General features: G+C 67.4%; 18 protein-coding genes. 10 read left to right on the forward strand and 8 right to left on the reverse strand.

Translation table 11 applies throughout. The annotated features are described in order from the left end of the window. Positions 1-108 precede the first annotated feature (108 nt). Genes AC13GA_RS06375 through tldD form a run of 4 tightly spaced genes read left to right on the forward strand, consistent with a single transcriptional unit; the run spans position 109 to position 7,584 of the window. On the forward strand, positions 109-717 hold the full coding sequence (locus AC13GA_RS06375) for a Maf family nucleotide pyrophosphatase (RefSeq protein WP_046983567.1): 609 nt from the start codon (positions 109-111) through the stop codon (positions 715-717). Continuing rightward, complete coding sequence (rng, locus tag AC13GA_RS06380; RefSeq protein ID WP_482997727.1) at positions 710-2,197, forward strand: ribonuclease G; 1,488 nt, start codon at positions 710-712, stop codon at positions 2,195-2,197. Before AC13GA_RS06375 ends, rng begins: the two co-directional genes overlap by 8 nt. A gap of 30 nt (positions 2,198-2,227) precedes the next feature. Continuing rightward, entirely contained in the window at positions 2,228-6,079 is a 3,852-nt protein-coding gene (locus AC13GA_RS06385) for a YhdP family protein (RefSeq protein ID WP_482997728.1), read from the forward strand. Positions 6,080-6,138: 59 nt separating this feature from the next. Beyond that, complete coding sequence (gene tldD, locus AC13GA_RS06390) at positions 6,139-7,584, forward strand: metalloprotease TldD (RefSeq protein ID WP_046983570.1); 1,446 nt, start codon at positions 6,139-6,141, stop codon at positions 7,582-7,584. A 41-nt stretch (positions 7,585-7,625) separates the two neighbouring features. Here the strand turns inward: tldD and yjgA are convergent, their stop codons facing one another. Then, complete coding sequence (yjgA, locus tag AC13GA_RS06395) at positions 7,626-8,216, reverse strand: ribosome biogenesis factor YjgA (protein ID WP_012511756.1); 591 nt, start codon at positions 8,214-8,216, stop codon at positions 7,626-7,628. A 68-nt stretch (positions 8,217-8,284) separates the two neighbouring features. On the opposite strand from yjgA, the gene pmbA reads away from it, so the two are divergent. Both pmbA and AC13GA_RS06405 read left to right on the forward strand, forming a co-directional pair. Further along, a complete protein-coding gene (pmbA, locus tag AC13GA_RS06400) occupies positions 8,285-9,652 on the forward strand; it encodes a metalloprotease PmbA (protein ID WP_482997729.1) in 1,368 nt (455 codons plus the stop codon). Positions 9,653-9,739: 87 nt separating this feature from the next. Continuing rightward, complete coding sequence (locus tag AC13GA_RS06405) at positions 9,740-10,111, forward strand: DUF4870 domain-containing protein (protein ID WP_012511754.1); 372 nt, start codon at positions 9,740-9,742, stop codon at positions 10,109-10,111. Between the two features lie 112 nt (positions 10,112-10,223). Here the strand turns inward: AC13GA_RS06405 and AC13GA_RS06410 are convergent, their stop codons facing one another. The 5 genes from AC13GA_RS06410 to AC13GA_RS06430 all read right to left on the reverse strand — a co-directional run bounded on the left by AC13GA_RS06410 (position 10,224) and on the right by AC13GA_RS06430 (position 15,458). Continuing rightward, on the reverse strand, positions 10,224-11,102 hold the full coding sequence (locus AC13GA_RS06410) for a polyprenyl synthetase family protein (protein WP_295381143.1): 879 nt from the start codon (positions 11,100-11,102) through the stop codon (positions 10,224-10,226). Next, positions 11,092-11,352: an exodeoxyribonuclease VII small subunit gene (locus AC13GA_RS06415; protein ID WP_006381978.1), complete on the reverse strand. Its 261-nt coding sequence runs from the start codon at positions 11,350-11,352 to the stop codon at positions 11,092-11,094. The genes AC13GA_RS06410 and AC13GA_RS06415 overlap by 11 nt, the downstream gene beginning before the upstream one ends. Before the next feature lie 36 nt (positions 11,353-11,388). Further along, complete coding sequence (gene tilS, locus AC13GA_RS06420; RefSeq protein WP_482997730.1) at positions 11,389-12,675, reverse strand: tRNA lysidine(34) synthetase TilS; 1,287 nt, start codon at positions 12,673-12,675, stop codon at positions 11,389-11,391. A gap of 534 nt (positions 12,676-13,209) precedes the next feature. Further along, positions 13,210-13,755: a WG repeat-containing protein gene (locus tag AC13GA_RS06425; RefSeq protein ID WP_099589359.1), complete on the reverse strand. Its 546-nt coding sequence runs from the start codon at positions 13,753-13,755 to the stop codon at positions 13,210-13,212. Next, positions 13,752-15,458, reverse strand: a complete 1,707-nt coding sequence (locus tag AC13GA_RS06430) for an alkaline phosphatase (protein ID WP_482997731.1) — start codon at positions 15,456-15,458, stop codon at positions 13,752-13,754. The genes AC13GA_RS06425 and AC13GA_RS06430 overlap by 4 nt, the downstream gene beginning before the upstream one ends. Before the next feature lie 154 nt (positions 15,459-15,612). Between AC13GA_RS06430 and AC13GA_RS06435 the strand changes: the two genes are divergently transcribed. Then, positions 15,613-16,947: a dicarboxylate/amino acid:cation symporter gene (locus tag AC13GA_RS06435; protein ID WP_046988032.1), complete on the forward strand. Its 1,335-nt coding sequence runs from the start codon at positions 15,613-15,615 to the stop codon at positions 16,945-16,947. A gap of 231 nt (positions 16,948-17,178) precedes the next feature. Here the strand turns inward: AC13GA_RS06435 and AC13GA_RS06440 are convergent, their stop codons facing one another. Together AC13GA_RS06440 and AC13GA_RS06445 are read right to left on the reverse strand one after the other, a co-directional pair. Beyond that, a complete protein-coding gene (locus AC13GA_RS06440) occupies positions 17,179-17,937 on the reverse strand; it encodes a C40 family peptidase (protein WP_426355739.1) in 759 nt (252 codons plus the stop codon). A gap of 146 nt (positions 17,938-18,083) precedes the next feature. Next, the gene (locus AC13GA_RS06445) at positions 18,084-18,623 is read right to left on the reverse strand and encodes a C40 family peptidase (protein WP_012511748.1); all 540 of its coding nucleotides are present in this window, start codon (positions 18,621-18,623) and stop codon (positions 18,084-18,086) included. 111 nt (positions 18,624-18,734) lie between these two features. Between AC13GA_RS06445 and AC13GA_RS06450 the strand changes: the two genes are divergently transcribed. The 3 genes from AC13GA_RS06450 (at position 18,735) to gorA (ending at position 22,135) form a co-directional block, all read left to right on the forward strand. Continuing rightward, a complete protein-coding gene (locus AC13GA_RS06450) occupies positions 18,735-19,217 on the forward strand; it encodes an FKBP-type peptidyl-prolyl cis-trans isomerase (protein ID WP_012511747.1) in 483 nt (160 codons plus the stop codon). Between the two features lie 99 nt (positions 19,218-19,316). Further along, positions 19,317-20,561 (forward strand): DUF418 domain-containing protein, encoded by a 1,245-nt coding sequence (locus AC13GA_RS06455; RefSeq protein WP_482997732.1) that lies wholly within the window; start codon positions 19,317-19,319, stop codon positions 20,559-20,561. A 215-nt stretch (positions 20,562-20,776) separates the two neighbouring features. Continuing rightward, on the forward strand, positions 20,777-22,135 hold the full coding sequence (gorA, locus tag AC13GA_RS06460) for a glutathione-disulfide reductase (RefSeq protein ID WP_482997733.1): 1,359 nt from the start codon (positions 20,777-20,779) through the stop codon (positions 22,133-22,135). The last annotated feature ends 441 nt before the right edge of the window (positions 22,136-22,576 follow it).

The following is a 22,576-nucleotide window of genomic DNA, read 5'->3' on the forward strand; positions in this document are numbered from 1 at the left end:
GAGGGTGGTGTCGTAGCGATGAACGCGTTGTGAGCCTGTTCGGGGTTGGAAGCGTTCCGCGAGGGGTTGCCGACGATTCAGGTGGCGGCCTCAGGTTATGCTGTGCCGATGCTCTATCTTGCTTCCCGCTCCCCCCGACGCAACCAGCTGCTGGCCCGACTCGGACGCCCCTTCCAGGCCCTGGACCTGGAGGTCGTCGAGCAGCGCGCGCCCGCTGAAAGCGCCGAACAGTATGTCTGCCGGGTCGCTGCCGACAAGGCACGTGCCGGCCTGGCCCGGGTGCTGGCCGATGACCCGCAGGCGCGGGTGCTCGGCTCGGACACCGAAGTGGTGCTGGACGGCGAGGTGTTCGGCAAGCCGGCCGATGCTGGCGACGCGCGGGCGATGCTGGCGCGGCTGGCCGGGCGTACCCATCAGGTGATGACCGCGGTGGTGGTGGTCGGCGCGGAAGGACTGGACAGCGAGCTGGTCGTTTCCGAGGTGACCTTTGCGCCGATCGACAGCGCCGACATCGCCGCCTACGTGGCCACCGGCGAGCCGCTGGACAAGGCCGGCGCCTACGCCATCCAGGGCGGTGCCGAGCGCTGGATCGAACATCTTTCCGGCAGCTACTCCGGTGTCATGGGGCTGCCACTTCTGCATACCGATCGTCTGCTGGCGCGCTGCGGCGTGCCGGCCACAACTGCTGATGCCGCCAGGGAGGCTGCCGATGTCTGAGGAAATCCTGGTCAATGTGACCCCGCGCGAAACCCGGGTCGCGGTGATCGAGAACGGCATGCTGCAGGAACTGCACATCGAGCGCGGTTGGCGCCGGGGTGTGGTCGGCAACATCTACAAGGGCAAGGTGCAGCGGGTCATGCCGGGCATGCAGGCGGCCTTCGTCGAGGTCGGGCTGGAGCGCGCCGCGTTCCTGCACGCCAACGACGTGGTGCGGCCGGCGCCGGTGGCCAGTGCCGATACCGAGAACACCACGCTTCCACCCCCGTCCAGCGTGCCGATCGTCGAACTGCTGCGCGACGGCCAGGACATCGTGGTGCAGGTGGTGAAGGACCCGATCGGGACCAAGGGCGCACGCCTGACCACGCAGATCAGCATTCCCTCGCGCTACATGGTGCTGCTGCCGCAGTCCAAGGTGGTGGGGGTGTCCGCGCGCATCGAGGATGAAACCGAGCGCGCGCGGCTGAAGGCGCTGGTGACCGAATTGTCAGCCCAGCACGGCGGCTACGGCTACATCGTGCGTACCAATGCCGAGGGCCAGCCGGCCGAGGCCATCGCCGAGGACGTCGCCTACCTGTCGCGGGTCTGGAACGTGGTCGAACGTCGTGGCCGCGAGGCGGCCTCGTGCAGCAACATCTATGAAGACCTGAGCCTGCCGCTGCGTTCGGTGCGCGACCTCATCCGCAAGGACGTTGACAAGGTGAAGGTGGACTCCAAGGAGACCTTCGCCCAGTTGCAGGCCTTCGTGGCCAAGTACATGCCGGTGCTGGCCGAGAAGATCGAGCTGTACAGCGGCGATCGTCCGATCTTCGACATGTTCGGGGTGGAGGACGAGATCGGCCGCGCGCTGGACAAGCAGGTGCCGCTGAAGTCCGGTGGCTACCTGGTGATCGACCAGACCGAGGCGATGACCACCATCGACGTCAACACCGGCTCGTTCCTTGGCCAGCGCAACCTGGAAGAGACGGTGTTCCGTACCAACCTGGAGGCCGCGCAGGCGGTGGCCAGGCAGCTGCGGCTGCGCAACCTGGGTGGCATCATCATCATCGACTTCATCGACATGGACGATGCCGAACATCGCCGCCAGGTGCTGCGCACGCTGGAAAAGGCGCTGGCGCGCGACCATGCCAAGACCACGGTGTACGACTTCTCGCCGCTGGGCCTGGTGGAGATGACCCGCAAGCGCACGGTGGAAAGCCTGGAGCGCCAGCTGTCGGAAACCTGCCCGCAGTGCAGTGGCCGCGGCACCATCAAGACCACCGAAACGGTGACCTACGAGATCTTCCGCGAGATCACCCGAGCGGTGCGCCAGTTCGATGCCGCGCGCCTGCTGGTTATCGCGTCCAGCAAGGTTGTGGCGCGGATCACCGATGAGGAATCCACGGCCGTAGCCGAGCTGGAAGAGTTCCTCGGCAAGAGCATCCGCTTCCAGGCGGACGAGCAGTACCTGCAGGAGCAGTTCGATGTTGTTCTGCTCTGATCCAGGCCGACTGTCTGCTTTCGGTGGCCGATGAGCGCGCCGCCGCGCCTGCGACTGCGAAGGATCCGCCGTCATTTCATCGCCGCATGCGCGGTCGGCCTGGTCGGGCTTGCGCTGCTGGTGGGAACGCTCAGCCAGCTGCTGCCGCTGGCCGAGCGCCATCCTGAAAAGATTGCTGCGTGGCTGAGCGAGCGTGCCGGCCAGCCGGTCCGTTTCGATCAGTTGCAGACCGCCTGGACCCGGCGTGGTCCGCTGCTGCAGCTGAAGGGCCTGCGCATCGGTGCAGGGCGGGGCCTGGCCATCGGCGAGGCCGAAGTGCTGGTGTCGATGTACAGCGGCCTGCTGCCGGGCCGCTCGCTGACCGAGCTGCGCCTGCGTGGGCTGGCGCTGGACCTGCAGCAGGGCGAGGACGGGCGCTGGTCGGTACGCGGCCTGCCCCGATCCGACAGCGGTGGCGATCCATTGGACGCACTGCGCCGGTTGGGCGAGTTGCAGGTGATCGGTGGTCGTCTGGGCGTGCATGCGCCTGGCCTCGGCATCGACACTACGCTGCCACGCATCGACCTGCGCCTGCGCGTCAACGGCGAGCGCCTGCGGGTGGGCGTGCGGGCCTGGGCCCAGACCGATGCGCTGCCGCTGACCGCGGTACTGGACGTGGACCGCGCAGGCGGCAACGGCCAGGCCTGGCTGGGTGCCGACCCGGTCGATTTCCATGCCTGGTCGCCGCTGCTGGCGGCCGGCGGCGTTCGCCTGCGCGAGGGCAAGGGCGAACTGAACCTGTGGCTGACCCTGCGTGATTTCGCGCCGGTGGCGTTGACCACCGATTCGGACCTGCGCGACGTACGCATCGACGGCGCGCCGATGCCGGAGCTGGCTGCACCGCAGCTGCAGCTGCAGCGCCTGCAGGCACGCCTGCGCTGGCAACGCCAGGCCGACGGTTGGGCGCTGCAGGTCCCGCGCCTGCGCTTGAAGACGGAAGAGGGCGAGCAGCAGCTCGATGGCCTGCAGCTGCAGGTCGGCAAGCAGCTGCAGATGAGCTCCGGTGAAGTACAGGCCGGCACCGCGCTGCGCGCACTGGCGCTCAGCGACCGCCTTGACCCCGGCCTGCGCCGCTGGCTGTTCCTGTCCAAGCCGCAGCTGGACGTCGCAGAGCTGCAGCTGTCCGGCGACCGCGATGGCCCGTTGTGGGCACAGGGCGAGCTGCAGTCGCTGGGATTTGCCAGCGTCGGTCATTCGCCTGGCCTGCGTGGCCTTGGCGGACGCTTCGAGGGCGATGCCAATGGCTTCAGCCTGCAGCTGCAGCCGCAGCGCCAGTTGCAGTTCGACTGGCCGACCGGCTTTGGCGTACGCCATGACCTGCATCTGGCCGGCCAGGTGGTGGGTTGGCGCGACGAGGGCGGTGGCTGGCGTATCGGCACTGCGGCGATGCGCGTGGAAGGCACCGACTACGCCGCTGACCTGCGTGGCGGGGTCTGGTTCCAGGGCGACGGCACCCGGCCCTGGCTGCAGCTGGCGGCCAAGCTGGACGATGTGCCGATGACCGCAGCCAAGCGCTTCTGGATCCACTCCAGAATGAGCAAGGGCGCTACCGACTGGCTGGACATGGCGCTGGCCGGTGGCCAGGTGCGTGGCGGCATCGGTCTGGTCAGTGGTGACCTGGACGACTGGCCGTTCGACAACAATGACGGCCGCTTCGAAGCCACTGGCCACATCACCAACGGCGATATCCGCTTCCAGCACGACTGGCCGCTGATGAGCCAGGTCGACGCCGATATTGCCTTCATCGGGCCGGGCTTCGACATGCGTGGGCGCGGTGACCTGGCCGGTGTGGCCGTGCAGAAATTCGAAGCGGGCATTGCGGACTTCGGCCAGCAGCCGCTTTATGTGCGCGCCGACACGCAGAGCGAGGCAGGCAAGCTGCTGGCGATGCTGCGGCAGAGCCCGCTGCACAAGGATTATGGCGACACCCTGGACAACCTGACCGCGGCGGGTCCGGCGCATGTGACCTTCGACCTGCTGCAGCCGCTGCACCATGATGAAGGTGGCGGCCACCTGCAGGGCACGGTAGATCTGGCGGGGGTGAAGCTGGTCGACAAGCGTTTCCAGCTGACCTTCGACAACATGCAGGGGCAGGCGCGCTACGGAAACGGTGGTTTCGGCGCCGAGGAACTAGCGGTGCGCCATCTCGGTCAGGACGGTCGCCTGAGCCTGCGGGCCGGCGGCTTTGTGCACGACAGCAAACTGGCTTTTGAATCGCAGCTGTCGGCCAACCTCGACGCTGGCGTGCTGATCGACCGCGCGCCGGAGATGGCCTGGCTCAAGCCCTACATCAGCGGTGTCTCGCCGTGGACCATCGCGGTCAACCTGCCGAAGGTCGCGCCCGGTGCACCTGCCCCGCCCAGCGAACTGCGGCTGAGCTCGGACCTGGTCGGCACCCGTCTTGACCTGCCGGCGCCGCTGGACAAACCCGCCGGCGAGCCGCTGGCGACCACGGTGGCTGCGCAGTTGCCGATGGGCGCCGGCCGAATCGATGTAGCCTTCGGCCAGCGGCTGGCCCTGGCTGCGCGCAGCCACAACAACCGCACCGGCGTGCAGGTCACCCTGGGCAGCGATCATGTTGACCGGGAGCCCCCGCCGAGCGGGCTGACCGTCAACGGCCGCAGCCCGACCCTGGACGCGCTGGAGTGGATCAGCCTGGCCCGTGGTGGTGGCGACGATGATGCAATGCCGCTGCGTGCGGTAGATGTGCAGGTCGGCAAGCTGATGCTGATCGGCGGCGTCTTCGAACAGACCCGGCTGCAGCTGCAGCCCGGCCCGCAGGCACTGGACGTGCGCCTGGATGGACCTACGCTGGCAGGCCGTTTGACGGTACCCAACGCCGAGGGCGGCACCATCAGTGGCCAGCTCGATCGCGTGCACTGGCAGTCGCTGCCGCCGTCCCCCGGTGCTGCCGCGCCGGCGCCGGTACAGGCCGGTGCCAATGACATGGACCCGGCCAAGCTGCCGCCGTTCGCGCTGGACATCGCCGACCTCAAGTTCGGCAAAGTCGTGCTCGGCCAGACGGTGCTGCGTACGCGGCCTCTGGGCAACGGACTGAACGTGGATGAGCTGCGCTTCCGCGCGCCGGACCAGGAAATCGACATCAGCGGCCGTTGGCTGGGCCGCAGTGGTGGTGCGCGTACCGAACTGACCGCGCAGGTGCGCAGCGAAGACCTCGGTGGACTCATGCAGAACCTCGACTACGGCGGCCAGCTGCGCGGAGGCTCGGGCCGGGCGCAGTTGCAGGCGTCATGGAGCGGCGGTCCGTCGGACTTCCAGCTGGGCAACCTGCAGGGTACCCTCGATCTGCATGCACGCAACGGCCAGCTGCTGGAGCTGGAGCCGGGTGCCGGCCGCGTGCTGGGACTGCTCAGCGTCACCCAGCTGCCGCGGCGCCTGATGTTCGACTTCCGCGACTTCTTCTCCAAGGGCTTCGCGTTCAACCAGATCGACGGCAGCATGCAGTTCGGCCAGGGCATGGCACGTACCGACAAGGTGTTGATCGAGGGCCCGGCGGCGAACATCACCATCCGCGGCCAGGCCGACCTTCGCAATCAGCAGTTCGACCAGACCATCGACGTCAACCCGCGTGCCGGCAACCTGCTGACCGTGGTCGGTGCGGTGGCCGGCGGGCCTGTGGGCGCTGCGCTCGGTGCCGCCACCAATGCGGTATTGTCCAAGCCACTGGGCGAAATCGGCGCCCGCACGTACAAGGTGACCGGTCCATGGAAGGAGCCCAAAGTGGAAGTGATCGAACGCAGCCGCGACAAGACTCCGCCGCCCGCGCCGAAGCCGGCGCCGGCCATTCCGCCGACCGTCACCGACCTGCCGCGCTCGCGCTGAGCGTGGCCCTCCTGTTCACGGGGCTTGCCTGAGCGCCCCCGCATCCCCAGATCGAGACCATGACTGATACCGCCCTGACGCTTGCCCAAGACCGCCTGTTGCGCCCCGGTGGCCTGGATACCGCTGGCCTGGAGCGCACCTTCGGCCAGTTGCTCGGCCCTGGTGTCGACTTCGGCGACCTCTATTTCCAGCACGCCCGCCGCGAGAGCTGGAGCGTGGAGGACGGCATCGTCAAGGACGGTGCCCATTCCATCGAGCAGGGCGTGGGCGTGCGCGCGATTGCCGGGGAGAAGACCGGCTTCGCCTACTCCGATGACATCCATGCCGACGCGCTGCTGGCGGCGGCGCAGTCGGCGCGTGCGATCTCGCGTGAAGGTGGTGCCCAGTCCGGGCGTTCGCTGCTGCGCGGCAACGCGCGCGCGCTGTACCCGACCCTGGACCCGATCGACAGCCTGGGCAACGAGGCCAAGGTCGAGGTGCTCAAGCGCCTGGATGGCTACCTGCGTGCCGCCGACCCGCGCGTAAAGCAGGTGATGGTCAGCCTGTCCGGCGGCGTGGACACCGTGCTGGTGGCCCGCACCGACGGCGTGCTGGGCGCCGACGTGCGCCCGCTTGTGCGCCTGAACGTGCAGGTGATCGTCGAGCAGAACGGCCGCCGTGAATCGGGCTATGCCGGCGGCGGTGGCCGCTATGGTTATGCCGAACTGTTCGCCGAGGGACGTCCGGAAGCGTTCGCCCGCGAGGCGCTGCGTCAGGCGCTGGTGAACCTGGACGCGGTGCCGGCGCCGGCCGGTGTCATGCCGGTGGTGCTCGGGCCGGGCTGGCCCGGCGTGCTGCTGCACGAAGCGGTCGGCCACGGCCTGGAAGGTGACTTCAACCGCAAGGGCACCAGCGTCTACGCCGGTCGCATCGGCGAGCGCGTGGCTGCCCCGGGCGTGACCATCGTCGACGACGGCACGCTGGACGGCCGCCGTGGCTCGTTGAACATCGACGATGAAGGCCACCCGACCCAGTGCACCACGCTGATCGAGGACGGCATCCTGGTTGGCTACATGCAGGACAGCCTCAATGCACGGCTGATGGGCATGGCGCCGACCGGCAACGGTCGCCGCGAATCATTCGCGCACCTGACCATGCCGCGCATGACCAATACCTACATGCGCGCCGGCCAGCACGATCCGCAGGAGATGATCCGGTCGGTGAAGAAGGGCCTGTATGCCGTCAACTTCGGTGGCGGCCAGGTCGACATCACCAGCGGCAAGTATGTGTTCTCGGCCACCGAGGCCTACCTGATCGAGGATGGCCGGATCACCGCGCCGGTGAAAGGCGCGACCCTGATCGGCAACGGCCCGGAAACCATGCAGAAGGTGCGCATGGTCGGTAACGACCTGGCCCTCGACGAAGGCGTGGGTATCTGTGGCAAGGACGGCCAGAGCGTACCGGTGGGCGTCGGCCAGCCGTCGTTGCTGATCGAAGGCATCACCGTCGGCGGTACCCAGGCCTGAACCGGGCGATGGCCAGCGCCACCGCCAGGCCCGGCGGGGACTCAGTCCTCGTCGCTGGCGTCGGCCGTGTCGTCGGCCTCGACCTCGTCGTCGCTGGCCTTCAGGCCCAGCGCGGCCGGCAGCATCAGCGTACGCAGCACCTGGAAGATCTCGCGGTAGGCGCGCGGCGGCTTGTTCTTGGCCTTTTCGGCCTGGGCGTTGCGCACCAGCGTGCGCAGCTGCTGGCGGTCGGCCTGCGGGTAGTCATCGAGCAGGGCGGCCAGCGCCTTGTCGCCCTCGGCAAGCAGGCGCTCGCGCCAGTCTTCGGCACGGTGCATCATCGCCACTTCGCGGCGGCCGGTCTCACTGTTGGCATCCAGCGCATCGCGGATCGCATCCAGGGTGGCATCTTCTTCGCGGCGCATGTGCTTGGCCAGGAACGCCAGCTGGCGCTTGTGGGCGATGTGGGCGGTGATCCGCTTGCACTCGGCGATGTGCGGCAGCAGGTCTTCCGGAACCGGCAGGCGCGCCAACTGGGCCGGGGTCAGCGACACCAGCTTCTCGCCCAGGGCCAGAACGTCGAGCGCGTCGCGCCGGTTCTGGCTGCGGCTCTTGTCGTGGAATTCACCGGTTTCTTCGTCGCGTCCGCGCATCGTCCATACCTGATTTCAAAAAAAGTCGCCCGGCGTGATGCCGGGCCCAACCTGTACAGGATAAAGCATTGAACGTGATCGCCCCTGAAGTCGCCGTCGGTGACGACAGCCCGGCCCGGCTGGAACGGCTGGCCGACCTCTCCCAGCAGCTGCTCGACCGTGCCCGCGCGCTGGGCGCCAGCCAGGCCGAGGTCAGCTGCAGCGAGGACCGCGGCCTGGAGGTCAATGTGCGCCTCGGGGACGTGGAGACCGTGCAGTCCACGCGTGACCGCGGCATCGCCGTCACCGTCTATTTCGGCCAGCGCAAGGGCAGTGCCAGCACCGGCGACCTGAACGAGGCCAGCCTGGCGGCCACCGTCGAGCAGGCCTGCGCCATTGCCCGGCATACCGAGGACGACCCGGCCGCCGGGCTGGCCGAGGCCGCGCTGATGGCCACCGATTTCCCGGATCTGGATGCCTGGCATCCGTGGGCGCTGCAGGCCGATGAGGCCGTGGACCTGGCCCTGGCCTGTGAAACCGCCGGCCGTGAGGCTGACGCGCAGATCCGCAATTCCGACGGTGCCTCGGTGTCGAGCATGCAGAGCCTGTCGGTGTACGCCAATTCGCATGGGTTCATCGGCCGTGAGCGCGGCACCCACCATTCGATCGGATGTGCGCTGATCGCTGGCCAGGGTGATGGCATGCAGCGCGACGGCTGGTACACCGGTGCGCTGGCCCGTGAAGACCTGGAGGATGTGGGCCTGGTCGGCCGCCGTGCCGCCGAACGCACCGTTGCCCGCCTGCAGCCACGGTCGCTGTCCACCGGCAGCATGCCGGTGCTGTTCGCCCCGGAAGTGGCGCGCAGCCTGGTCGGCCATCTGCTCTCGGCCGTGTCCGGCGGTGCGCTGTACCGCCAGGCCAGCTTCCTGCTGGACAGCGTCGGCCAGCAGCTGTTCCCGGACTGGATGCAGATCGAGGAACTGCCGCACATGCGCCGCGGCCTGCGCTCGGCCGCCTTTGACGGTGATGGCGTGGCTACCTGCGCCTCGGCCCTGGTCCGCGACGGCGTGCTGCAGCGTTATGTGCTGGGCAGCTACTCGGCGCGCAAGCTGGGCCTGCAGACCACCGCCAATGCCGGCGGCGTGCACAACCTGCAGCTGGCCGCCAACGCCGGTTCCCTGCAGGAGATTGCCCGGCAGATGGGCGACGGCCTGCTGGTGACCGAGCTGATGGGACAGGGCGTGAACGGGGTGACCGGCGACTACTCGCGGGGGGCTGGCGGCTTCCGTGTCGAGAACGGCGAGATCCAGTACCCGGTGGACGGCATCACCATCGCTGGCAACCTGCGCGAGATGTTCCGTTCGATCGAAGCGGTCGGCAGCGATGTCGACCCGCGCTCGCACATCCGCACCGGCTCGATCCTGTTGGGGCGGATGACCATCGCCGGTAATGATTGATGGCGTCGATGGCGTAAGCTATGCCCGCCTGACCCAACCAGCTTGGTGCTGGTGGGTCAAGACCACCCAATGAAAAGGAGTTTTGTCGTGAGCGAATTCGATAACGTCCCGCCGCCGCCGGTCACCACCGATGTGCCGGCCGACCAGCGCACCATGGCCCTGGCTGCCCACCTGCTGGGCATCTTCACCGGCTTCATCGGCGCGCTGATCATCTGGCTGATCAACAAGGACGATGCTGCCAAGTCGTTCGTCACCGACCAGGCCAAGGAAGCCCTGAACTTCCAGATCACCGTGACCATCGCCATGGTCATCAGCATCATCCTGATGATCGTGATCATCGGCGGCATCCTGGCCCCGATCGTCGGCATCATCAACCTGGTGTTCTGCATCATCGCAGCGGTCAAGGCCAACAACGGTGAAGCGTACCGCTACCCGTTCACCCTGCGCCTGATCAAGTAAGACCGGCTGCATGCTGAAACGAAAACGCCCGGCATTGCCGGGCGTTTTTGCTTGGCGGTAGCGCCGGGCCATGCCCGGCGAGCGCGCAGCGCGGCAGCATCACCGCCAGCGATCAGTGATCGCGTTCCACCGCCAGCGTCGCCAGCGCACGCAGCGCGTCGGCTTCCTCGCCGTATCCGGCCAGAGTGGACTGCATGCGGGCCGCGAGTTCGCGCAGCTGCGCCTTCGCACCGTCCATGCCGAGCAGGGCGGGGAAGGTACTCTTGTCCTGCGCCTGGTCCTTGCCGGCGGTCTTGCCCAGCTGCTCGGAACTGGCTTCGACATCAAGGATGTCGTCACGCACCTGGAAAGCCAGGCCGAGCGCATCGGCGAAGCTGTCGAGCTGGGCGAGCTGAGGTTCGTGGGCCTGGCCGCACAGCGCGCCCATGCGCACCGCTGCACGGATCAGCGCGCCGGTCTTCAGTGCGTGCATGCGGGTCAGAGCCGCCAACGTCTGCTGCTGGCCGGTAGCATCGATATCCAAGGCCTGGCCGCCGCACATACCGGAGGCACCGGAGGCATGCGCCAAGGTCTGCAGGCAGGCCACGCGCAGCGTTGCCGGCAGCGGTGCATCGGCCAGCAGACCAAAAGCACGAGTCTGCAGCGCATCGCCGGCGAGGATCGCGGTGGCTTCGTCGAAGGCGATGTGGGTGGTCGGCTTGCCGCGGCGCAGGGCGTCGTCGTCCATGGCCGGCAGGTCGTCATGCACCAGTGAATAGGCGTGGATCAATTCGACCGCCATCGCCGCCGCGTCCAGGCTTTCCGGCTGCGCGCCGAACAGCTGGCCGCTGGCATACACCAGCAGCGGGCGCATGCGCTTGCCGCCGCCGAGCACCGAATAGCGCATGGCCTGGTGCAGGCGCTGTGGCGCCTCGGCCGGCGAGGGCAGGGCGGCGTCGAGCTGGCTTTCGATACGGTCGCGCCAGCGCGCGAACAATGCCTCAGCCGTCATGGCTGGGCGGGTCGAAGGGTTCGGCGGTTTCCGGCTGGGCGGGATCGCTGAGCAGGCGCACGCGCAGTTCAGCCTGCTCCAGCGCCTGCTGGCACTGGCGGTACAGACCGACGCCGCGTTCGTAAGCACTGAGCGACGCTTCCAGGCTCAGCTCGCCGGTTTCCATCTGCTCCACCAGCTGCTCCAGCGATTCGAGCGACTGCTCGAACTGGGCGACCGGGGAGGCGTTTTCGGGGGACTTCTTGGCCATGCGGCAAGTGTGGACGGGCCGCGCGCGGGGGTCAATTCACCAGCCGCCCGGCCGCCACTGCAGCTGCGCGTCGTGCGCCTGCAACCAGGCCTGCAGTGGTGCGGCGATGACCACGTCGGCGGCGGCCAGCAACTGCGCGCCATCAAAGATCAACGGCAGCTGCGCGCGACGCCACGGCGCAAGATGTTCGCGCTGCAGGCAGTCCTTCAGCGCGTGCGAATGTTGGCGTCCGGGCAGCTGGATGCGCTCGCCACCCACGCGCGCGCGCACCTGCAGCGGGCGTTCGAAGGCAGCGATGCCCTGCAGGCGCAGCTGGCCACCGTCGGGCAGGGGCAGCGGCGCTCGCCCGTCCCATTCGGTCTGCCAGTCGTTCGGCAGCACGGGAAGCTGCGCGGGCAGCAGGTAGGCATGGTCGCGCCATTGCTGGATCGCGTGATCGTGCCAGCACGCGCGCGCCTGGCGGTCGTTGTCGGCCGGCAGCAGTTCGTCCAGTGCCTGCTGCAGCACCGTGGCCGGCAGCGGCGCGGCACCGTGGCCGACCACCCAGGCACGCAACACGCGCGCGGCGCGGCCCGGCGAGACCTGGCGCAGCAGCTGCAGCGACAGCACGCGCGGTGCCACTTCCAGATGCGTGATCAGTTCCGCGTCTTCTTCATCCAGCAGGTCCCGCGTCTGCCTGCAATGCAACGCGCTGCCCGCCAATGCGCTGGCCGCATGCGGCCAGCGCTGGCGCAGCAGCGGCAGCACCTGAAGGCGCAGGAAATTGCGATCGGCGTGGTCATCGCCATTGCTGGGGTCTTCGATCCAGCGCAGTGCGTGCTGGCGGGCATGGTCGAGCAGGGTGCTGCGGGGCACCTGCAGCAGTGGTCGCCACAGACGGTGACCGTCGAGCAGGCTGTCGGCGGACATCGCCGCAAGGCCGTCGACGCCGGAGCCACGCAAGGCGCGCAGCAGGAACGTTTCGGCCTGATCGTCCTGGTGCTGCGCCAGCGCCAGCGTTTCGCCCTCGCGCAGTTCGGCCGCGAACGCCGCCCGCCGTGCCTGCCGGGCCGCACCTTCGGGTCCCAGGCCTGTATCGCTTTCGACTTGCACGCGGTGTACGGCCAGTTCGATGCCCAATGCTATGCACTGCTGTTGGCAGTGCAGTACCCACTCGTCAGCTGCAGCTTGCAGGCCATGGTGGATGTGCACCGCGCGCAGCGGGGTACCGGAGGCCTGTGCACAGCGCCACAACCAGTGCAGCAGCACGGTCGAGTCGACACCGCCGCTGTAGCCCACCAGCACGGGCGCATCCAGCGGAACAAGGGCAGGGAATTCACTCACGTCGGCAAGTATAGGGTTGGTCGGCAGGGCTGCGCCCTGCACCCGCAGACGCGCAAGCAACGGCAACGGCCGAAGCAACAGCAGAAGCGGGTTTCCTGAGGGTAGGCGGGGTGGGTCCGGTTGCGGGGGGCGCTGCAAGTACATCCATGTAAGCTCGGTCGCCGCATCCATGCGGCTCACGCCCCCGCAACCGGACCCACCCCGCCTTCGACAGTGTCCTGCGATCTGTTGGGCATGCTGATGGGGTCAGATCCGTTTTCCGCAGGAAAACGGATCTGACCCCGGATTCAATTCGATATCTGACAGATCTGATCCACGCATGGCGTGGATCTACCGGCCGCCGGAAAACTGTCGAAGGCGGGGCACTGTGGGTTTGCGGGGTGTGAGCCGCATGGATGCGGCGATCAAGGCTACATGGACGTACTTGCGCCGTCCCCGCAAACCCACAGTGCCCCGCCATCCCACGGAATGCACGCTGTTGCTTCGGCTGTTGCCGTTGCGTCTGCAGGTGCAGGGCGCAGCCCTGCCGAAAACCTACTTCACTCGACGACCCTTGCGGTCGATGCGGAACCAGTCGCCGCCTTCCATCGGCGTGTGGCCATCGCCATCCGGCGTGCCACGACGGCAGCCATTGCAGACTTCAGCCACGCCATCCTGGAATGGCCACGCAAAATCGAAAGTGCCTGGTACCGTCTGCTGGAACTTCAGATCGAAGTAGGCCACGCGATTGCCAACGCGCCCGCGCAACAGGCCTTCCTGCGGTGTCTCCGGGCCGTTGTCCCAGGTGATCACCGGCAGGCTGCGACCCTTGCGGTTGACGTAGTGGAAGCCTTCGCCTGCGTACACCACGGCCAGGCCGTGATCGTCGTACGGCAGTTGCGCCAGTATGTCCCGGCTGATCTGCGGCCGGCCGTTGGCGACCTCGCAGCCCGGCAGCATCCAGAGACCATGCTCTTCGGTCATGACCTTGCAGGCCGGTCCCTGCGCCAGCGCGCTGCCGCTGGCCAGCACGCCGACCAGGACCAGCGACCGCGCGAGGCGGCCGCTGGCGGGGGCAGGGCGTGCCGGCCACGCCATCACTTGGCCTCGGCCTTGCGCTCGAAGACGGTCGGCGCCGGGAGCTGCACCGGCACGCCCTTGTCATCGCAGGTGCCGGCCTGGCACAGGCGCTCGCGCAGGGCCGGGGTGGCCTGCACGATCATGTGGTAGATCGCGTTCTGTTCCAGCGTGCCGCGGATCGCCTTGCTGCCGGGGCCACGGGCCCAGATGCCGACGTCCTCGCCACCGTGCGATTCGGACTTCATCGGCACCAGCGCTTCCTGCATGTAGTCCGGATGCTCGGTGTCGACCTCGCGCAGGTTCGGGCGGCCGTTGGCCGGTTCGAAGGTGCTGGGATTGTGCGGATAGCGCTTGCTGCCGGCCGGCTGCTGGTTGCTGCTGCCGGTGTGGCCCGGGCCGTTGGCGTAGCTCAGGGTGGTGTAGGGCTGGCCGGTGCCGTCCAGTGCGTAGTCCAGCTTGCCGGCGCCATCTTCGCCGCCCTTGTCCTTCACCTTGCCCAGGATCGGGTTGCCGCGCGCCGGGTAGCCGACAAAATTCAGGGTGTGCGAGTGGTCGGCGGTGACAATGATCAGGGTGTCATCGGCCGAAGTCAGTTCGTTGGCCACGCGCACGGCGTCGGACAGCGCCACGGTCTCGGTCAGCGCCCGGTAGGCGTTGCCGCTGTGGTTGGCGTGGTCGATGCGCGCGCCTTCGATCATCAGCACGTAGCCTTCCTGGTGCCTTGAAAGATTCTTGATCGCGGCGGCAGTCAGTTCGGCCAGGCTCGGCTCACCACCCGGATCCTGCGGACGCTCGTATTCGTAGCGCATGTGGTCCGGCTCGAAAAGGCCGAGGATGGCCGGCGCATTCGCGGCCGCCGCCAGCTGCTTGCTGTTCCAGACGTAGGCACCCTGCGGATGCGCCTGCTGCCACTCCTGCACCAGGCTGCGGCCGTCCAGGCGCTGGCCGACCTTGTCGTCGTACTCGGGATCGCGCTCCTCCACGGTGGTGAACTCGCCACGGCCACCGCCCAGGGCGACCAGCGGGCCGCGGCCATAGCGCGAGGTGGACAGCAGCTGCTGGGCGATGTCCTTGCAGCCGGCGGCCTTGGCCGCTTCGGTCAGATCAGTGTCGTTTTCCCAGTTGCGCTCGGGCGAGTGCGCGTAGGTGGCGGCCGGGGTGGCATGGGTCAGGCGCGCGGTGGAGACCACGCCGGTGGCCAGGCCGGCGCTGTCGGCCAGCTGCAGCCAGGTGAGCAGACCCTTGGACAGGCTGTCGGCACAGTCAGTGCGGCTGCCGGCGCTGACGCCGATCGCGCCCATGTGGGTCTTCACGCCGGTGGTGATGGCAGTCATGGTGCCGGCCGAATCCGGTGTCTGCGAATCGGTGTTGTAGGTCTTGCTGAACGCCGTGGCCGGGAAGCGCTCCCAGGACAGCAGGTTCTCTTCACCCGAGCCGCCCTTCTGCTGGCCTTCGTAGATGCGCGAGGCGGCCACGGTGGTCAGGCTCATGCCGTCGCCGAGGAACAGGATGACGTTTCTGGCCTTGCCGGACATCGCGCCGTTGGCGGCGGCCTGGGCGGCGCCGCTGCGGTACCACCACTGCGGGGTCTCGCCGGCCGGATGGGCAACGGGATCGACGGCGACCTTCAGGCCGGCCGGGGCGGACGCGGGGGTGGTGCTGGCGCAGGCGCCCAGCAGCAGGGTGGTGGCGCAGGCGGCCAACAGGGAGACAGAACGGCGCATGGACGCTGGGATCTCACAAACTGTAACGGGACGTTCATTATGCCCGCCCTCGCAAGGCACGCCGATGACACACTGATTTGCCCGCCCGGCGGTCGTTCTGCGGCCCGCCTTGGGCTATTGTGCCAGCATCCCTTCCTACCCCCTTGGATTGCCTATGAAGCTGGTCTCTGCCTGGCTGCGGATTCCATTCTGGCAGCGCGTGGTCGGTGGCTTCGTGCTCGGTGCGCTGGCCGGCTGGGCGCTCGGCCCGGCTGCTGAAACCTGGTTCGGCCCGCTGGGCGAGCTGTACGTCACCCTGATCAAGATGATCGCGGTGCCGCTGGTGTTCTTCGCGGTCATCAACGCGATCTCGTCGCTGCACGGCCAGAAGTCGGTCGCCGCGCTCAGTGGCCGCACCTTCCTGTGGTTCGTGATCACCGCAGCGCTGGCGGTCTGCGTCGGCCTGGGCGTGGGCACCGTTCTGCAGCCCGGCGCCGGTGGCCTGCAGCTGTCGATGGCGAGCAACTACGTGCCGCGTGAAGTGCCCAGCGTGGTGCAGGTGCTGCTGGACGTGGTACCGGCCAATGTCTTCTACGCGCTGTCCGGCATCGGCACCAAGGTCAACGCAGCGGGTGAAACCGTGCTGGCCGCCGGCCGAGGCTCGATCCTGCCGGTGATCTTCTTCGCCGGCCTGGTCGGCTTTGCCATCGTCAAGCTGGGCGAGAAGGTGACCGAAGCGCGCAAGCTGGTCGGGCAGATGAGCGACATCATGATCCAGGTGACCCGCTTCGTGCTTGAGGTTACCCCGATCGGTACCTTCGGCCTGATCGCCGGCCTGGTCGGCAGCTATGGCTTCGAGAAGCTGCTGCCACTGGGTCATTTCGTGCTGGCGCTGTATGTCGCCTGCGCGCTGCACATCGTGGTGGTCTACAGCGCGCTGCTGCTTGCCCATGGCCTGAACCCGCTGAAGTTCTTCCGTGGTGCGGCGCCGGGCATGCAGGTCGCCTTCGTCAGTTCGTCCAGCTTCGCTGCGATGCCGGTGGCGCTGCGTTCGATCACCCACAACCTGGGTGTGAACAAGGACTACGGTTCGTTCGCCGTGCCGCTGGGCGCGAGCATCAAGATGGACGGCTGCGGCGCGATCTACCCGGCGCTGTGCGCGGTGTTCATCGCGCAGTACAGCGGCGTGCCGCTGACGCCGGAACAGTACGTGGTGGTGCTGATCGCCTCGGTGCTGGGCAGCTTCGGCACCGCCGGCGTACCGGGTACGGCGGTCATCATGGCCACCGTGGTGCTGAGTGCGGCCAACCTGCCGCTGGAAACCATCGGTTACCTGTACGCGATCGACCGCATCCTGGACATGATGCGCACGATGACCAATGTGACCGGCCAGATGCTGGTACCGGTGATCGTGGCCAAGGAAACCGGGTTGCTCGACCAGGCGGTGTACGACAACCCGTCCAGCAACGTGGGCGTGGACGATCCAGATCCGACGCCGCCACGCGGCTGAGGTTGCGTGGAAATGAAAGGCCCGCCCTGACCGGCGGGCCTTTTGTTTGGGGGATGGCGGACGCGTTGCCGACCAAGGCGGCCCCCCCCCGGTAGATCCACGCCATGCGTGGATGGAGAGTGCCGACCAAGGTCGGCAGCTACCCACCCATAACGGGCACAACAAAAAAGCCGCTGCAGGGGCAGCGGCTTTTTCTCCTATCAGGCGGCGCCGTGGCGCCAGCGGGCCAGATCAGAGGTCGACCCGGCGGGCCTGCATGAACTTGTTGCCCCAGTAGCCACTGAGCAGGGTGTCCACGCGGACGTCCTTGCCCGAGCTCGGAGCGTGCAGGAAGCGGCCGTCGCCAACATAGATGCCGACGTGGTCAACACGGCCCTTGCGGCCGAAGAAGACCAGGTCACCCGCGGCCAGCGCGGTGCGGTCATTGATCAGTTCGGCGTTGTCGTCGTGCGCCATCTCGCGCGAGACGCGCGGCAGCTCGATGCCCAGGGCCGAGCGGAACACGTAGCCGACCAGGCCGCTGCAATCGAAACCGCTGTCCGGGTTGCTGCCACCCCAGCGGTACGGGGTACCCAGCAGCGTCATTGCGCGGCGCAGCAGCGACTGCACCTTGCCGTTGTCGGCGGCGGTACCGACAACGCTGCCGTTGGCGGCGCTGCTGGTGTCGTAGTTGGCAAGCAGGCGGCTGAGGTCGCCGGCCACCACGGCCGAGCGGTCCATCAGCGGAATGGTGTCGTTGGCGGCCAGGTGCGGCAGCAGGGCGGCCAGCGTGGCGCTGGCGGCGGCATCGACGCGGCTGCGCTGCGGAGCAGCAGCCTCGGCCTTGGCAGCCGGTCGGGCGGTGTTCTCGGCCGCCGGGGCCGGGGTCACATCGGAACGGTTCGGAGCAGTCTGCGACCAAGCCGGAAGGCTGGTCAGACACAGTGCCAAGCCAAGCAACAGCGGGCGGGCACTACGTGAAGATACGGAAGTCTGGCCTTCGCTTTTCAGGTCGTCAGTCGTCACGCGTCGGTCACAGGAAAAAAACGATGGGGCATCATGCCCTGCGGACGCATCTAAAAGTTAAAAATTCCGTTATAAAACCGTTATTTTGATGGTGATGGGCGTCACACTTTTGAACATATCGCCTGTTCATTTTAGCGAAGAACACGTTTTGCGCCGGTGTAGTGGTCTTTCCAATAGGGCCCGCTGAGCGAATCGAGGCGAACCGTACCGCCGGTGCTCGGCGCGTGCACGAAGCGTCCTTCACCTACATAAATGCCTACATGGGTGACGCTGCCGCGGCTGCCGAAGAACACCAGGTCACCCGTGGCCAGGCGCTGCGGATCGATCTTCGGGCCCTGCACCGCGGCCAGGTCGCGCGAGGTCCGCGGCAGCTTCAGGTCCAGCATCTCGCGATAGACGTAGGCGACCAGTCCGCTGCAGTCGAAGCCCGAATCAGGCGTGTTGCCGCCATAGCGGTAAGGCGTGCCGACCAGGCTGATGGCGCGCATCAGCACCGAGTTGGCGGCCTCGGGATTGTCCGGCACCGTCTTCGGCCAGTTCGCCGAGGGCGGTGGTGGGGCCGGGCGCGTGGCCTTGCCGCCGCCACAGGCGGTCATCAACAGGGGCAGGGCCAGCAGCAGGGCCGGGGCGAGGAGCCGGCGCGGGCCGGACGAAACTGGCGTGATCTGCATGATCTCCGGATAATGCGCCACCTTGGATTGGCCGTCATGATGGCGGCGTCCCCGCCGGGCGACAACCCGCCCCAACCCGCCTGCCTCCGGCAGATCCATACAGAGTTGCGCATGAAGATCGAAAAAGACCGCGTTGTCCGCTTCCACTACACCGTTTCCGAAGCCGGCCAGGAGCCGATCGAATCGTCCAAGGACCGCGGCGAGCCGCTGGCGATCCTGATTGGCCACGGCAACATCATCCCGGGCCTGGAAAACGCCATGATGGACAAGGAAGCCGGCGCGACCTTCAATGTCGACGTCAAGGCGGCCGACGCCTACGGCGAGCGCCGTGACGGCCTGTCCCAGCGCGTGCCGAAGAAGCACTTCGGCAACACCAAGCTGGTCCCGGGCCAGCAGGTCGTGCTGCAGACCAACTTCGGCCCGCGTGCGGTGACCGTGCAGAAGGTCGGCATGAGCGTTGTCGACGTTGACCTGAACCACCCGATGGCCGGCAAGGACCTGCATTTCGACGTGGAAATCGTCGACGTGCGCGAAGCCGGCAAGGAAGAGCTCGACCACGGCCACGTCCACGGCGACGGTGGTCACCAGCACTGATCGCAGCGCGATCGTGATGGCTGCAACGGCCCGCTACGGCGGGCCGTTGCGTTTGTGGAACACGGCGCGGCCATCCATGGCGCGCAGGCCAGCGGCATAATGGCGAATCTGCCCGACGGATCCCCCGTGAACGCCGCTTCTCCTTCCCTGCAGCCGGTGGCTTCCGGCGAACGCATCGCGGTGCTGGACATGCTGCGCGGTGCCGCGCTGCTGGGCATCCTGCTGATGAACATCGAGGCCTTCAGCGGACCGCTGGATCTGGCTTTCACCGGCATCGACGCGCATTGGCAGGGCATCGACTATTGGGCTGACGCCTTCGTCTACGTGTTCGTGCAGGGCAAGTTCTTTACCTTGTTCTCGCTGCTGTTCGGTGCCGGCTTTGCGGTGATGGCGCAGCGCGCTGAAGTGGCCGGGCGTGGCTTCACTCCGTTCTACCTGCGCCGCAGCGCCGGACTGCTGCTGATCGGGTTGTGCCATGCGCTGCTGGTCTGGTCCGGTGACATCCTGGTGATGTACGCGCTGGTGTCGCTGCCGTTGCTGGCTTGCCGCGAGGCGCCGCGCAGCTGGCTGCCATGGATGGGCGTGATGCTCTATCTGGGCGGTGTGGTGATGATGCTGATGGTCGGCGCGATGGTATCGATGGCCTCGGACGAGGATGTGCAGAAAATGCTGGCTGAGGCGCAGCAGAGCATCGATCAGCAACGGTTGGTGTACGGGCACGGCAGCTGGATGCAGGCCAACGTGCAGCGGTTGAGCGAGTTCGGCACGTCGATGGGTGCGCTGCTGATCACCGGCCCCGAAGTGCTGGGCATGTTCCTGATTGGCAGCTGGTTCGCCGGCAGCGGTGCGCTGGTGGCGCCGGAGCGCTTCCCGCGGCTGTACGCGGTGCTGCGCTGGATTGCGCTGCCGCTGGGCCTGCTGGTCACGGTACTGGGCGTTGCCTGGAAGCCGTACCTGGTGCCGGGTGCCTACGACCTGCCGGTGACAGCCGCGATGGCACTGGTGACGATCGGCGGTCTGCTGATGTGCTTGGGCTACCTGGCGTGGATCGTGCGCTGGCGCACGCAGCTGGGTTGGCTGGCACCGGTCGGGCGCATGGCGCTGACCCATTACCTGGCGCAGTCGCTGGTCTGCACGCTCCTGTTCTATCACTACGGCCTGGGATGGTTCGAGGTGATGCCTCGCAGCGTGCAGCTGCTGTCGGCATTGCTGCTGTTCGCCAGCCAGGTGGTGATCAGCCATCTCTGGTTGCGTCGGTTCCGCTTTGGTCCGATGGAATGGCTGTGGCGGGCCATGACCTACCGGCAATGGCCCGCGATGCGACGCGATGCCGGGCAGAGCTGATCGATGCCTGCCACACACGCCGTTGACCTTGATCGCCGCCACCATCTGCGCAGTTGCCGCAGATCATCGGTCGCGTCAGTTCACGTCTGGCCTGCAGTGGGCCGTGTCATGCTCGATATCAGCATGAGTGCCGGCACCGGCCCGCTGATCACCGATCCTGTCTGCGACCGTCCACCCGTGATCGATCCTGCCTCCTACCGACCCGAGCGATTCCGATGAGCACTGCACCCTATGATTACGATCTGATCGTCCTTGGCGGTGGCTCCGCCGGCCTGGCTGGCGCGATCCGCGCCTCGCAGCACGGCAAGCGCGTGGCGATGCTGGAGCCGGGCGAACTGGGCGGGACCTGCGTCAATGTCGGCTGCGTGCCGAAGAAGGCGATGTGGCTGGCGGCCGACCTGCACGAGCGCATCGGCCTGGCCAGTGCGATGGGCTTCGATGTCCAAGCGCGCCCGGCACTTTCCTGGAAGGAACTGGTGATCCATCGCCAGGCCTACATCAGCAACATCCACACCAGCTACCACAAGCGCCTGGATGAGACCGGCGTGGTGCGTATTCCAGCGCGTGGCCATCTGCTGGATGCGCACACCGTGGCCTGTAGCGATGGTGTGCGCTACAGCGCCGAGCACATCCTGATCGCCACTGGTGCGCACCCGTTGCGGCCCGACATTCCCGGTGCCGAACTGGGCCTGGTCTCCGACGATTTCTTCGATCTGCGCGCGGCGCCTGCCGAGGTCGCGATCATCGGGGGTGGTTACATCGCGGTGGAACTGGCCGGCCTGCTGCAGGCACTGGGCAGCAAGGTCAGCCTGCTGGTACGCGGCAAGCGACTGCTGGAGCGGTTCGACTACGAACTGACCGATCAGTTGGCCGAGAACCTGAAACAGCAGGGCGTGCGCATCCATTTCGACTACCGCCTGCGCGAACTGCAGCGCGATGGTGAACGCGTGCGTGCATTCGGCCATGACGGCCCACTCGACAGCGTGTTCGATGCGGTGTTCTTTGCTACCGGCCGCCGCGGCAACAGCCGTGATCTGGGCCTGGAAGCACTCGGCATCGGCATCGGCGAGCACCAGCAGGTGCAGGTGGACGAGTGGCAGACCACGAACGTGCCGAGCGTGCACGCGGTGGGGGACATCGCCGGCAAGGTCGGCCTGACCCCGGTGGCGGTGGCGGCATCGCGGCGGCTGATGGACCGCCTGTTCGGTGGTCGGCCGCAATCGAAGATGGATTACGAGAACGTGGCCAGCGTAGTGTTCTCGCACCCACCGCTGGGCGCGGTGGGCATGAGCGAAGAAGAAGCACGCGCGTGTTTCGACCAGGTGAGCGTCTACCACAGCCGTTTCCGCCCGATGCTGCAGGCGCTGGCAAATGGCACCCAGCGCAGCCTGTTCAAGATGGTCTGCGCCGGCCCGGAAGAACGCGTGGTCGGCATCCATCTGCTGGGCGAGGCCGCAGACGAGATCCTGCAGGGCTTCGCAGTGGCGGTGAAGATGGGCGCGACCAAGGCCCAGTTCGACGACACCGTGGCGATCCACCCGACGTCGGCCGAGGAAGTGGTGCTGATGCGCTGAGCCGACACTCACGGTAGTGCCGGCCGCTGGCCGGCAACCTCGACAGCAACGGCCGAAGCAACAGCAACAGCAACAGCGTGCATTCCGTGGAATGGCGGGGTGGGTCCGGTTGCGGGGGACGCTGCAAGTCCCCCTCCGGGGCCCGGCCCAGCCGCCTGGCGGCTGTGCGTTCGGGCGCTTGCGAAGCAGTGCTTCGCAAGCAAAGCGCCCTCACCCCCGCAAGCTCGGTCGCCGCTTGCTCGTGTGCGCTGTCCTGCGTACACGGCAAGACCGGGGTTGGGCGTCCTGCCCAACCCGCCCGAGGCGTGCCTCGGGCCCATGCGGCTCACGCCCCCGCAACCGGACCCACCCCGCCTTCGACAGACTCCTGCGATCTGTCCGAACTGCGTTTTGTGTTGCTGTTGGTAGGTGTCGACCTTGGTCGACACGTAGATCCACGCC

It is taken from the genome of Stenotrophomonas sp. 22DLJC03 (genome assembly GCF_056861405.1).